Raw genomic sequence first — 13,566 nt, forward strand, 5'->3', positions numbered from 1 at the left:
AATTCCCGAATGCTGGCGTTGATTACTTGTACTCGACAGGGAAACCGATTTTCGGCGTGTCGAGTTCTTCACCAAACCACGTCTTGAAGCTTTCCGCATAGAACGGGAACTCAACGCCGGTCATGCCTTCATGCAGCACGGTATTGACGAAGTTCAACCAACGCTGATCGCCCGGCTTCACGCCACAGGAGTAGCTCTGCGGGTTCCAGGCATAACCGGCATCCTCATAACGGTCCGGGTTCTGAACCATGAACCAGCGAAGGGCAGACTGGTCAGTTGCAGCCGCTTCGGCACGCCCGGAGTTCAGCGCCTGATACATCAGATCGACGCTGTCATACTGATCGACTTCTGCGTCGGGCAGTGCGGAATGCACCATCTCTTCAGCATAGACGTTCTGCAGCACGGCAACAGTAACGTCATCACCAGCTGCTTTCAGCGCGTCGTAATCGGCATAGTCACCATTTGCCATCAACAGCAGGCCAACACCTTCGCGGTAGTAAGGAATGGTGAATTCGATCTGCTGTGCACGTTCGGCAGTCACCGTCATGAACTGGCAGGCCATGTCGACTTTGTCGGTCACAAGGTTCGGAATACGCGCATCACCAGACTGCTGAACATATTCGATCTTGTCCGGATCGCCGAACAGCGCCTTGGCAACCAGACGGCCCATATCGACGTCAAAACCCTTGAGCTGATTGTCACCATCGACAAAGTGCCACGGCGGGTTGGTCGAGCCCGTACCAAGAATCAGATAGCCACGATCAAGGACTTCCTCAAGCTTGCTTGCTTCCTGGGCCGATGCGGAACCAACTGCCGAAACAGCGGTTGCGGTCATGACAGTCGCTACTGCCAGGGTTTTAAGAAATGTCATTTCTGTCTCCAGTTTCAAATAAGCCACACATTCTTGAACCGTTTCTTATTTTTCCGTTATAACGGAATACATGCCGTTATTTCGGATTTACCCTAGCAGCGGCGTTCAAGATATGTCAATTTCGTTTTGCAAAAAGCTGAGAGCGCCAACCTCAAACTCACCAGGAACCAGCATGTTTGATACTCCCTGCCTTGTGATTGATCTTCCGGTCGTCGACGAAAACATTGCGCGTTTCCAGAAGCTTGCCGATGCGGCAGGCCTGCAGACGCGCCCGCATATCAAAACGCACAAACTGCCGTTTTTCGCCAACCGGCAAGTCGCAGCTGGCGCCATCGGCATCACCTGCCAGAAGATCGGTGAGGCCGAAGTGATGGCTGAGGGCGGCCTCAGCGACATATTGCTGACCTACAATGTGATCGGTGACGCCAAGCTGGATCGCTTGTTGGCCTTGGCCAAGAAATGCAAGCTATCGGTGACCTGCGATAATTCGACGGTGGCCGAAGGCCTTTCTTCGCACTTCGCCAATGCAGGGATCGATCTGACGGTTCTGGTCGAATGCGACACGGGTGCAGGTCGGTGTGGAGTCCAAAGCCCGATTGCAGCTTGCGAACTCGCATCGCAGATCAACGGTCTGCCGGGCTTAAGGTTTGGCGGATTGATGACCTATCCGCCGATGGATCATTCCGACGATGTCGATAAATGGTTGGCCGATGCCAAGAAGCTGATCCAGGCTGCCGGCATTGCATGCCCGGTTGTATCCACCGGCGGTACGCCGAACATGGATACACTTGCGGCCTTTGACCACGCAACCGAGCACCGCGCGGGCACTTATATCTACAATGACCGTTCCCTTGTTGCGCGCGGTGCCTGTGGTGTTGAAGACTGTGCTGCCGTGGTTAAAGCAACGGTGGTTTCCCGCCCGACAAAAACACGTGCGATCATTGATGCCGGCTCAAAGGCGCTCAGCTCCGATCTTCTGGGGCTCGAAGGGTTTGGCATGGTGCGCGAGGCAGCTGATGCTTCGATTGTTGGCCTGTCCGAAGAACACGGCATCATCGAGCTTGGTGATAGTGGTTGGAATCCGGCGGTCGGTGACATCATTTCGATCATCCCCAACCACATCTGCGTCGTTTCCAATCTTTTTCCGACCATCTGGGTCAAAGATGAAACCGGCGAAATGACGGAAATGCCTGTCGCGGCACGTGGCATGCTGCGCTAATTCACCCAAGGGAGTTTTGTGATGTCTGTTGATGTCATTTGCATTGGCGAGGCCATGGGTGAAATTTCATTCAGTCCGACAGCCGATACCAGCGTGAAGGTCGGCGGTGATACGTTCAACACCGCAGTTTATCTGGGCCGCCTTGGTATCAAAAGCGCATTTGCCTCCGCCGTCGGGACAGACCCGTTTGGCGATATGATCCGCGCCGAGCTCCAAGGCAATCAGGTCAGCGACGCGTTTCTGATCAGCACGGAGCACGCGAATACCGGCTTATACTCGATAACCAACCGCGCTGACGGCGAACGTTTTTTCCATTACTGGCGCAACCAGTCGGCCGCACGCCAGACATTATCACTGGCCTCCCCCAGCTATCTGCAGGCATTTGAAGATGCAGCTTGGCTTTATCTTTCGGGCATCAGCTTGCATGTCCTAGAAGATGACATGGCGTTGCTGCTACAAACGCTGGAAGCCTGTAAGGCAAAAGGCGGCAAAATCGCCTTTGACGGCAATTTCCGCCCAAAGCTTTGGGAAGGAAAGCATGATCAGGCGCGTGAGATTTATGCTCGCATCACGGCCTTGTCCGATCTCATCCTCCCAACCTTTGAAGACGAGGCGCTTTTATGGGGTGACGCAACAGCACAGGCAACAATTGATCGGATCGCCAAGCTTGGTCCGTCAATGATTGTCATAAAACAGGGTCCAGATGGTTGCTTGCTTTATGATCATGGTGATATCACGCATATCGCGATCCCCAATCCTGTCACGGCCGTCGACACCACGGCTGCCGGTGACAGCTTTAATGCCGGCTTTTTGGCCGCCCTGATCGAGGGCGAGGACGGGGCGGCGGCAACCTTGTCCGGCCACGAACTGGCAGCAAAAGTCATCACACATCGTGGTGCGATTATCCCCGCCGACGTCACGAACGGGTTGCAACCCATATCACCATGACCGCTTTAAAAGCCAAGTCTGGTATTTCGCCTGACTTGGCTTTGTCATTACAGCTTGCGCAAGGCGATCAGAAGCCTCAGCGAGTTGATCGTCACCAGTACTGTCGCCCCGGTATCGGCCAGAACGGCCAGCCACAATCCGGTCAGGCCGGTGATGGATGTGACAAGGAAGACCGCCTTGAGCCCAAGTGCGATGGCGATGTTTTCGCGGATCACCCGCCTTGCACTGCGTGACAGTTTCACGAGATTGACGACATCCCCCAGCCGGGCCTTGACCGCGACCGCATCAGCTGCCTCAAGCGCGATGTCCGTGCCACCGCCAATCGCAATCCCGACATCGGCGGATTTCAGTGCCGGGGCATCATTGATGCCATCACCGACCATGGCTACCGGGCCAGAACGCTTGGGATCATCCCGAAGGGCAGCGAGCGCATTCAATTTGTCCTCTGGCATCAGTTCGGCGCGATATTCCATGCCAAGCTCTGCGGCCATGCGCTTCGCAACACGGTCGGCATCACCGGTCAGCATTACCGGTGTGATGTTCAGTTTGTTGAGCGCTGCCAAAGCCTGTTTTGCATCGCCACGCGCCACATCGCGGAGCGCCAGCGCCCCGATCACCTGCCCGTCTTTCAGAACGACAACAGCCGTACTGCCATCTTCTTCCTGTGTGCATAGCCAGTCGCCCATTTCGCCACCCGGCATACCACTCAGACGTTTGGCAGCGCCGACCTGATACAAAGCACCATCAATGCGTCCTTCGACGCCGGCCCCCGCGATGGTTCGGGTCTGCTCGACGACCGGAAGCTCAAGACTTCGGTTCTCTGCGGCAGTAACAACCGCACGCGCCAAGGGATGGGATGTGACGGCCTCAAGGGCAGCGGCAATCGTCAGAATGCCGTTTTCGCCATATCCCTCTGCCGCCTTGATCGCGCTTAGTTTCGGTTTTCCTTCGGTCAGCGTCCCGGTCTTGTCAAACGCCATGGTGCGCACCGCCCCGATCAACTCCAGGCCAGCACCGCCCTTGACCAGAAGGCCGATCTTTGTTGCCCGGGCAAGGGCCGAGGTCACAGCCGCCGGGGTGGAGATGACCAGCGCACAAGGGCAACCAATCAGAAGCAGGGCGAGACCACGATAGATCCATTCTTCCCAGCCCTGCCCGAACAACACGGGCGGGATCATGACCGTTGCCAGGGCAAGACCCATGATGATGGGGGTATAGATGCGGGCAAACTTGGCAACAAAGCGCTCGACAGGGGCCTTGTGTTTCTCGCTTTGCTCAACCAGTTCGATTACGCGGTCAAGCATCGTATGCCCGGCCCTCCGGGTGACAGAAATCCGCACAGGACTGTCCGTCACGATGGCCCCGGCAAAGACCTCGGCGCCAACGTCGCTATAGACCGGAACGGATTCACCCGTCAGGTGACTGTTATCGATCTCGGCCGCACCAGTTTCGATCACACCATCGGATGGCACGCGCTCACCCGGGCGGACTTCGATGAGATCGCCGATTGCCAGCTGCTTGAGGGAGACGGCCTCAAACCCATCGCCCGAAACCCGCCGAGCGGTTTCCGGGGCAAGCTTCATGAGCGCCTTGACCCCGCTTCGCGCCCGGCCAGCCGCAACACCTTCAAGGCGTTCACCAATGGCAAACAGCAACACGACCATTCCGGCCTCAAGGCTTTCGCCAATGGCAACCGCGCCGATGACGGCCACTGACATCAAAAGCTCGATCGAGAAGATCGCCCCGCTTTGCGCAAGCCGAATGGCCTTTTTCATCACTGGCATGGCCGCCAGCAGGGAGGCCACGGACATCGCATAAGGCACTGTTGCCGGTAAGATCGCCCCGATCACCCCACCCAATGCAAGGCAAATGGCGGCAAAGGCGATCTCGTCATTATCCGCAGACCATGGCGCTATGCGACGCAACAGGCTTTGGGGCGGCGACACGGTACCTTCCCCATTCCCGTCATTCCCCGCGGCATCCTCACAGCAGGACGTGCCGCAGGATGGCTTTGCACCATCACCGCTGGTGGCCGTGCTTTTCTGTTCTGCTGGATAGCCAAGCTTGCCAAGTGTCGGGGAGACGGACTGGCTTTGATCCGCCTTATCAGCGGTGAACCCCAGAGTGACGCTTTCACGCATCATGGAAACATCGACACAGGCAACACCATCCATGCGGCCCAGCGCCGTTTCGATCTTTGCGACGCAAGATCCGCAATCCATGCCCGAGACATGCCATTGATAATGGACGATGCCCGTTTCCTGATCCTTGAGAATTTTCTGAAGGGTGGCGTTGTCATCATCACCCAGCTGGGCCGGGGTCGAAATCCCCTGCCCGTCATCAGAAAAGCTTTGATGCGGCATCGCCTGCGTCAGCGCCTTGAGAACCGCTTCCCGGCAATGCGCGCAGGAACCGACAGTCGGCACATCCGTCCATTTCGCGATGAAAGACATCCATCACCTCAAACAATCAAATTTCCGTTCATGTATTAAGGCGAACGTATTTTGCAGATGACTTCCTGTCAAGGACATTCAAATGAATATTTGAATGTCGAGCTCAGCTAGTCGTGTGTCACATGCGCAAAGGTATCGCGCACGACATGTGAAATGTGGTCATCATCGATTTGATACAGGATATGCCGCCCGCGCCGCTCGGATGCCAGGATACGCTGATCGCGCAAATGGCGGAGATGATGGCTGCAAAGCGATTGCGACATATTGGTCGCCTCTGCCAGCTCAGAAACCGTCTGGGGCTTTTCCATGCAGCGCAAGACAAGCTGCAAGCGCCCGGCATCGCCCAGAAGGGCAAATATCTTTGCGGCCGCTTCGATATCCGGCAAAGACAGGTTCTGCCCAGTTGCCCTTGACGCATCACGGGTAACAGCTTCGCCCTGCTCAGAACTCAGACCGAGACGGGCAGCAGTGTCGCATTCCTGACAATCATCAGGGTCGGTGACAGTAACGGGCGTGCGGGATTTTGTTTTGCTCTCTGACATGGGGACTATTTTCCACGCCCGCCCGCACAAGGCAAGGGGCACGTGAAAATGCTCGCAGATCGCCGCCGCTTCAGACAGGCCTGAAACAAATACCATTGACTCTTTTCGATAATTTATTCATGTTTTACATGAATTACGTAACGTGATTTGAAATTCAGCATTCAGGAGCCCCACAGATGCCCCCAACCCAAGCAGTTGATACGCTTCAGAAAGTGCGCACCATCAGCACGCTTCTTTACTGGGTCTGCGCGATTGCCATCATTTTTCAGATCCTTGTCGTGCCACTTATCTGGTACGCGCCGGGCTGGGTTGAAACCAGCGCCAGTCAGATGACCGTCAGCCTTGCCGATCTCCATGCCCTGTCTGGTTGGCAGAAATACGCAACCATGTCGGTAATGATGATCCCGTCACTTGTTTTGGCCTATGGGATCTATCGCTTGCGCAAGATGTTTGGTGCCTTTGCACATAACGCCATTTTCCAGACAGAACCCATCCGTCACCTCAAGGCGTTTGGGATCGCTCTTATGGCGCAAACCCTGATCAAACCGCTAACAGGTGCGGCAACCTCGGTTCTTGCAACCTTCCACCACCCGGCAGGTGAGCGGATTCTCGCCATCGGACTTAGCAATGCCGAAGCCAGCACACTGTTTCTTGGCGGACTGATTCTTGTGATTGCCTGGGTACTGGGCGAAGCAGCACGGATTGATGACGAAAACCGGAGCTTCGTCTGATGGCCATCATTGTCCGACTGGATGTCATGCTGGCCACCCGCAAGATGAAATCCAAAGAGCTCGCCGCCCGGATCGGGATCAGCGAACAAAACCTTTCACTTTTGAAGTCCGGCAAAGTGCGTGGTGTGCGATTTGAAACGCTCTCCGCCATCTGCACGGAACTCGAATGCCAACCGGGCGACCTTTTGGAGTTTCAACCAGATTAGTGCTCGGCCCAGGCACACAAGCCGAGTACAATAAATCCCGACAACGCGTCCGTTTTAAACCTTCATCCGATCCCCGGACGGGTCGTAGAACGGACGCAGGGATGCTTGGGCGCTCACCACTGTTCCAGCGACATCGATGCTATAGCTTGATGCCAGAATGTCGTTGGCCGTCTCGCCTTCGCATCCGATATAGCCCATCCCGACAGCAGCACCGAGATGATGACCATAGGCCCCCGATGTCAGGTGACCGACAATCTTGCCATCGCGCAGGATCGGTTCGTTATGGAACAGAAGCGGTTCCGGATCGCTCAGGAGGAACTGCACCATACGGCGTTTCAGACCGCTTTCACGTTTGGCGAGAACCGCATCCCGGCCAATAAAATCAGGCTTGTCGGTTTTAACCGCAAAACCCAGCCCGGCCTCAAGCACATGATCCTCGCAGGTGATGTCATGCCCGAAGTGGCGGAAGCCCTTCTCGATACGGCAACCATCCATCATGTGCAAACCACACAGCTTCAGGTCATGGCTTCCCCCCGCTGCTAGCAACGTTTCGAACACATGGGCCGCCATGTCGGTACTGACATAAATCTCCCAACCCAACTCCCCAACATAGGAAACGCGGTGGGCACGCGCGATCCCCATGCCGATTTCGATTTCCTGTGCCGTGCCAAACGGGTTGGCGGCGTTTGAAAAATCGTTGGGCGATACGGTGGATAACAAATCACGTGATTTCGGCCCCATCACAGCAAGCACCGCTTCGCCCGCTGTGACATCGGTAATGACGACCAAATGATCGTCAATATGGCGGCGCATCCACGTTTCATCAGCCAGCCGCGTTGCCGCCGGTGTGACAACAAGATACACCAGCTCCGACAGGCGGGTGATGGTCACATCGGCCTCGATCCCGCCGCGTGAATTCAGGAATTGGGTATAGACGATCTTGCCAACCGGCACGTCCATCTCGCCACCGCAGATGTCGTTAAGGAAGGCCATTGCATGTGGCCCTTCGACCCGGATTTTGCCAAAGGACGACATGTCATACAGACCAACACCGGTTCGGATCGACAGATGCTCTGCCTTGGCATTGTCAAACCAGTTCGGCCGTTTCCAGCTATATTCATATTCCGGTTTCTGACCCGGGTTGGCGAACCAGTTGGCACGTTCCCATCCGGCAAACTCGCCAAACACTGCACCGTTCTTTGCCAAATGTTCATGCAGGGGAGAACGACGAATACCGCGTGACGTTGCCTTTTGCCGGAACGGATAGTGATCTGCATAGAGCAAGCCGAGCGTTTCCGAAACGCGCTCCGTCAAATAGGTTTTATTGCCCTGAAATGGCTGCATGCGGGCGATATCGACATCCCCCAGATCAAAGGGTTTCTCGCCGTCTTCCATCCATTGCGCCAGCGCCATGCCAGCCCCGCCGGCCGATTGAATACCGACCGAATTGAAACCGGCCGCAACCCAGACATTCTCCATGCCTGGTGCCAGACCAAGGTGATAGGCGTCATCGGGCGTGAAGCTTTCCGGACCATTGAAAAAGGTATGAATGCCGGTTTGCCCCAGAAGTGGCAACCGATTGATTGCCATTTCAAGGATCGGTTCGAAATGCTCGAAATCGGGCGGGAGCTCGTCAAACTCGAAACTGTCGGGAATGCCGTTCATGCCCCATGGCTTTGCCTTCGGCTCAAACATCCCCAAAAGGATCTTGCCGGCATCTTCCTTGTAATAGGCGCACTCGTCTGGCACGCGCAGGACCGGCAAGTTGCCGAGATCGGGGACATTGTCGGTGACGATATAATAGTGCTCACACGCGTGCAGCGGCACATTGACCCCGGCCATTTTGCCGACATCACGCGCCCACATGCCCGCACAGTTGACAACCATATCACAGGCAATTTCACCCTGATCGCCATCTTCGGATTGCCATGAAACGCCAGTGATGCGTGCTCCCTGTTTGCGCATGCCAGTCACCTTTGTGCGGCTATAAATCTTGGCCCCGCGTTTGGTCGCACCGCGCGCGAGCGACAACGCAATATTTCCCGGATCGCCCTGCCCGTCTTTGGGCAGATACACACCCGCGGTCACGTCATCAAGATTGACATGCGGGTAGTAACCTCCAACCTCAGCAGGTGAGATTTCCTCGATCTCAACGCCAAATGCACGGGCCATGGCGGCCTGCCGGAACAGTTCTTCCTTGCGGTCCTCGGTCAGGGCCACCGTGATTGCGCCAACGCGTTTGAAGCCCGTGGCAACCCCGGTTTCGTCTTCAAGCGTGCCGTAAAGCTCCTGGGAATATTTGGCAAGGCGGGTCATGTTGGCGGTCGCGCGCAACTGGGCGATTAACCCGGCCGCATGCCAGGTGGTGCCAGATGTCAGTTCCTTGCGTTCAAGCAAGACAACATCTTTCCAACCAAGTTTGGTCAGGTGATAGGCCACCGAACAGCCAATGACACCCCCACCAATGATGACAACACGCGCTTTATCAGGAACAGACATTGGTAAACCTCAATACACTGGCGGAGAAATAATCCACAGCGCAACCGCCGGGATGTCATAAGGATTGGACCAGCGATAGCTGTCACCACGAATGCGGAAACTGTCACCGGTGGAAATCGTGTACATCTCATCCTCGATCCATAGATCGAGGGTCCCGGAGATCAGATAGACGACCTCGGTGGTTGGACGTTTGATGCTGTCCGCGATCTCTGCCCCGGGTTTGAAGGTGGAATGGATCACTTCGAAATCGTCAGTCAGATCCGGCGAAATCAGGGTTTCGACCAAACCGCTGTCATACGCCCCGATCTGACGCCTGGCGGCAGCGCGCACAACGCGTCCCTGCTCATTCTCCGGTGCTTCTGTGGTGCCGAAAAACAGCGACAACGGCACATCAAACAGCGCGGCGATCTCACGCAGATCCTCCATCGTCGGCACAGAAAGACCACGCTCAATCTGTGACAACCAGCCAACAGATCGCCCCAACTGCTGTGACATCTTATCAAGCGTCATCTTCCGGGCGTTTCGCAGGGCACGAATGTCCTGACCGAGTTTGGCAGCGTTCGACATGACTTTCCTCAAAAGGTCTCGCAGCTTGGCATCAAGCTTCGTGAAATTTGTGTCGTATTTTTCACAATCCGTCTATGAAAATTTTCGGTATTTTTTCACGTCCGGTTGATTTCGACCCTCCGTATCGCGGTTTTCCGGGAACCAGCCCCTGTTCCCCAACTAACGTTTTTGAGGTCGCAGCAAGGAAATATGGTTGGAATCACATATGCAGCACGCTGCCCCGACAGCATCGACCATAGAGTCCTTGCCGCTGGTAATCTGATTTGCCTATATGAAGATCAAGAACAGGCGCGACATCAGCGGGCACAAGCCCGCACCAACAGGGAAAACGCTTCAGGAAAGGAAGTCATTCAATGACGCAGAAAGTCGCATTGGTCACGGGTGCTGCACGCGGTATCGGACTTGCCACCACCAAACTGTTTATCGATCAGGGCTGGAAAGTCGCCATGATTGATCGTGACGGACCGGAACTGGATGCTGCGTCAAAAACTGTTTCCGATGCGGCTTCGGCCTTTGAATATGATGTCTCGGACCCAGTACAGGTTGACGAGATGGTCGATGCGGTCCTTTCGGCCTTTGGGCGGCTTGATGCTGTGGTGAACAATGCCGGTGTTGCCGACTTCCTGCCGGTCGAAGAAACCAGCTTTGCTGCCTGGCGCCGGATTATGGAAACCAACCTTGATGGTGTGTTCCTCGTCTCGCAGGCGACGATCCCTGCACTCAAGGAAACCAAGGGCGCGATTGTCAATATCGGCTCGATCTCGGGCCTTCGGGCATCAACGTTGCGCGTGGCCTATGGCACGTCAAAGGCGGCGGTTATTCACATGACCAAACAACAGGCCGCCGAACTTGGTGAATATGGCATCCGCGCCAATTGCGTTTGCCCCGGCCCGGTCAAAACCAAATTGGCAATGGCCGTGCATTCACCAGAAATCATCTCGGCCTACCTCGACGCCATGCCGCTGGGGCGTTACGGCACAGAAAACGAAATCGCCGAAGTCATCCACTTCCTGTGCTCGGAAAAGGCAAGCTTCGTCACCGGCCAGATCGTTGCTGCCGACGGCGGGTTCGAAACCACAGGCGTCGGCCTCCCGGCCCTTCGCGCCAACAAGTAAGGCACAAGCCATGCGCCCCCTTCGCGTGACCATGACGTTTGTTGCAATCCTCTCTCTGACTTCCTGCCTGACCTTCAACTGGCAGCGCAGCGTCCAACAGGCATTGTCGAATGCATGTAACTCTACAGGGGATTGTGGCTCTGAGGGGCCGGGCTCAAACTGAACCCAAAACAAAACGGCGCGTCCTTTTATGGAACGCGCCGTTTGCTGTTTTCTGAAGCGGAAAACTTACTCCCACTCAATCGTCCCCGGGGGTTTCGAGGTGAAGTCGTAGGTCACGCGGTTGATGCCGTTGACTTCGTTGATGATGCGGTTGGCGATGCGGCCGAGCAGTTCTGGCGGGAACGGGAAGAAGTCTGCCGTCATACCGTCGGTTGAGGTGACCGCGCGCAGTGCACAGGCATAATCGTATGTACGACCGTCGCCCATAACACCAACGGTACGCACCGGCAGCAGCACGGCGAATGCCTGCCAGATGGCGTCATAAAGACCGGCATTGCGGATTTCTTCGAGATAGATCGCGTCTGCCTTGCGCAGCACATCAAGCTTGTCACGCGTGATCGGCTGACCCGGAATACGGATCGCAAGGCCCGGACCAGGGAACGGGTGACGGCCGACAAAGCTGTCGGGCAGGCCGAGTTCACGGCCCAAATCACGGACTTCATCCTTGAACAACTCACGAAGCGGTTCGACCAGCTTCATGTTCATGCGTTCCGGCAGGCCGCCAACGTTATGGTGCGACTTGATGGTCACTGACGGGCCGCCGGTAAAGGACACACTTTCAATCACATCGGGATAAAGCGTGCCCTGTGCCAGGAAGTCGGCACCACCGATTTTCTTGGCTTCTTCTTCGAACACTTCGATGAAGAGACGGCCGATGGTTTTGCGTTTAACTTCCGGATCGGTTTCACCTTCGATCGCGCCGATGAAGGTTTCCGAGGCATCCACATGCACCAGCGGAATGTTGTAGTGGTCACGGAACAGCGAGACGACCTGATCGGCTTCGCCCGCACGCATGAAACCATGATCGACAAACACACAGGTCAGCTGATCACCAATGGCTTCGTGGATCAGAACCGCGGTAACGGAGCTGTCAACACCGCCCGACAGACCACAGATGACCTTGCCATCCCCGACCTGCTTGCGGATTTTGTCGATCGCATCGTCCTTATAGGCATGCATGGTCCAGTCGCCGGAGCACCCGGCAACACCGTGCGTGAAGTTCCTAAGGAGCTGTGCGCCATGCGGGGTATGAACCACTTCCGGGTGGAACTGCACGGCGTAGAATTTCTTCTCGTCATTGGCGATGGCTGCAAACGGCGCCCCGTCGGACTTGCCAACAACACGGAAGCCATCAGGCAGCGCGTCAACGCGGTCGCCGTGGCTCATCCAGACCTGTTCGCGTGCGCCTTCGGCCCAGACCCCTTTGAAAAGCTCGCAATCCTCGATCACATCGACAAAGGCACGCCCGAATTCACGATGATCGGAGGTCGAAACCTTGCCGCCCAGCTGATTGACCATGGTCTGCTGACCGTAGCAAATGCCCAGAACCGGAATGCCCAGCTCAAACACCTTGGCCGGTGCAGACGGCGCCTTGTCCCAGTGGACCGAAGCCGGACCACCCGAAAGGATCACGGCCTTGGGGGCATATTCATCCAGGAACGCGTCCGAGATGTTGTTAAAAGGATGGATCTCGCTATAGACACCGCTTTCGCGCACGCGACGTGCAATCAGCTGGGTGACCTGGGATCCAAAATCAATAATCAGCACGCGATCAGTCATCGGGCCGTATCTCCGTCGAAGATTGGGTTGCGCCGTACATACGCCAAACCATCGTCATGGGCAACCCGGCGCAGGTGGTCACCCAACGATGCATTCAAAAAACTTTTCCAAGCCTTGCGAGACGGGATGGTCAATTGCGGCGGTTTTGCGCGCAAGCCACCCCGAAAATCCCACAATTGGTCCCTTTTTTCTGCGCAATAGCCGCGCAGTATCCACCCTAACGGAACACGGGAAACACCCCGTCCAAGCATGAGCAGCACACGATCACGCAGAGCAAGGGACACATTATCATGAGCAGTTCTACCGGCAGCAAAATCGCCATGGCCGTTGCGGGCCTTATCCTGATTGCGGGTACGGCAACCGCGATCGCCATGACCCAGAAAGGCGGCGGCACCACCCTGCCCGTCACCAACAGCGAAGAAGCCGCGCCAAGCGAAAGCAGCAAAAGCCTGATCCCCGATAGCGTCGAGGAAATCGTTCCGGGCATGAAAAACCTTGAGAACGGCGACGCATCCAAAGGTGATGGCAACGCAACCGGCACCGGCAGCATCTTTGACGAGCCGGTAAAGTCCACCGAGTAACGCATTCTTGCGTTCACGGTTAAACAAAATCGGCCCTGCGAGCATCGCGCGC

12 protein-coding genes are annotated in these 13,566 nt (G+C 56.1%); 6 read left to right on the forward strand and 6 right to left on the reverse strand.

The window, feature by feature from the left end:
- Positions 1 to 22 precede the first annotated feature (22 nt).
- On the reverse strand, positions 23 to 871 hold the full coding sequence (locus ACXAIA_RS05170) for a transporter substrate-binding domain-containing protein (RefSeq protein ID WP_475348399.1): 849 nt from the start codon (positions 869 to 871) through the stop codon (positions 23 to 25).
- Positions 872 to 1,043: 172 nt separating this feature from the next.
- Between ACXAIA_RS05170 and ACXAIA_RS05175 the strand changes: the two genes are divergently transcribed.
- Positions 1,044 to 2,090 (forward strand): D-TA family PLP-dependent enzyme, encoded by a 1,047-nt coding sequence (locus ACXAIA_RS05175; protein ID WP_475348400.1) that lies wholly within the window; start codon positions 1,044 to 1,046, stop codon positions 2,088 to 2,090.
- A 21-nt stretch (positions 2,091 to 2,111) separates the two neighbouring features.
- Entirely contained in the window at positions 2,112 to 3,038 is a 927-nt protein-coding gene (locus tag ACXAIA_RS05180) for a sugar kinase (RefSeq protein WP_475348401.1), read from the forward strand.
- Positions 3,039 to 3,085: 47 nt separating this feature from the next.
- Here ACXAIA_RS05180 and ACXAIA_RS05185 read toward each other — a convergent pair whose 3' ends face one another.
- Both ACXAIA_RS05185 and ACXAIA_RS05190 read right to left on the reverse strand, forming a co-directional pair.
- Complete coding sequence (locus tag ACXAIA_RS05185; RefSeq protein WP_475348402.1) at positions 3,086 to 5,491, reverse strand: heavy metal translocating P-type ATPase; 2,406 nt, start codon at positions 5,489 to 5,491, stop codon at positions 3,086 to 3,088.
- 107 nt (positions 5,492 to 5,598) lie between these two features.
- On the reverse strand, positions 5,599 to 6,033 hold the full coding sequence (locus ACXAIA_RS05190; protein WP_475348403.1) for an ArsR/SmtB family transcription factor: 435 nt from the start codon (positions 6,031 to 6,033) through the stop codon (positions 5,599 to 5,601).
- Positions 6,034 to 6,209: 176 nt separating this feature from the next.
- On the opposite strand from ACXAIA_RS05190, the gene ACXAIA_RS05195 reads away from it, so the two are divergent.
- Together ACXAIA_RS05195 and ACXAIA_RS05200 are read left to right on the forward strand one after the other, a co-directional pair.
- A complete protein-coding gene (locus ACXAIA_RS05195) occupies positions 6,210 to 6,764 on the forward strand; it encodes a DUF2975 domain-containing protein (RefSeq protein WP_475348404.1) in 555 nt (184 codons plus the stop codon).
- Complete coding sequence (locus ACXAIA_RS05200; protein ID WP_475346567.1) at positions 6,764 to 6,970, forward strand: helix-turn-helix domain-containing protein; 207 nt, start codon at positions 6,764 to 6,766, stop codon at positions 6,968 to 6,970. Before ACXAIA_RS05195 ends, ACXAIA_RS05200 begins: the two co-directional genes overlap by 1 nt.
- 54 nt (positions 6,971 to 7,024) lie before the next feature.
- On the opposite strand, the gene ACXAIA_RS05205 is transcribed toward ACXAIA_RS05200, so the two are convergent.
- Entirely contained in the window at positions 7,025 to 9,469 is a 2,445-nt protein-coding gene (locus tag ACXAIA_RS05205; RefSeq protein ID WP_475348405.1) for a GcvT family protein, read from the reverse strand.
- Positions 9,470 to 9,478: 9 nt separating this feature from the next.
- Complete coding sequence (locus tag ACXAIA_RS05210; protein WP_475348406.1) at positions 9,479 to 10,036, reverse strand: helix-turn-helix domain-containing protein; 558 nt, start codon at positions 10,034 to 10,036, stop codon at positions 9,479 to 9,481.
- A gap of 353 nt (positions 10,037 to 10,389) precedes the next feature.
- Between ACXAIA_RS05210 and ACXAIA_RS05215 the strand changes: the two genes are divergently transcribed.
- On the forward strand, positions 10,390 to 11,151 hold the full coding sequence (locus ACXAIA_RS05215) for an SDR family NAD(P)-dependent oxidoreductase (RefSeq protein WP_475348407.1): 762 nt from the start codon (positions 10,390 to 10,392) through the stop codon (positions 11,149 to 11,151).
- A gap of 228 nt (positions 11,152 to 11,379) precedes the next feature.
- Here the strand turns inward: ACXAIA_RS05215 and guaA are convergent, their stop codons facing one another.
- Positions 11,380 to 12,933, reverse strand: coding sequence for a glutamine-hydrolyzing GMP synthase (gene guaA, locus ACXAIA_RS05220; RefSeq protein WP_475348408.1), 1,554 nt, complete (start codon positions 12,931 to 12,933; stop codon positions 11,380 to 11,382).
- Positions 12,934 to 13,223: 290 nt separating this feature from the next.
- On the opposite strand from guaA, the gene ACXAIA_RS05225 reads away from it, so the two are divergent.
- Entirely contained in the window at positions 13,224 to 13,514 is a 291-nt protein-coding gene (locus ACXAIA_RS05225; protein WP_475348409.1) for a hypothetical protein, read from the forward strand.
- The last annotated feature ends 52 nt before the right edge of the window (positions 13,515 to 13,566 follow it).

The sequence above is a fragment of the Thalassospira sp. ABL2_045 genome, from assembly GCF_056161285.1.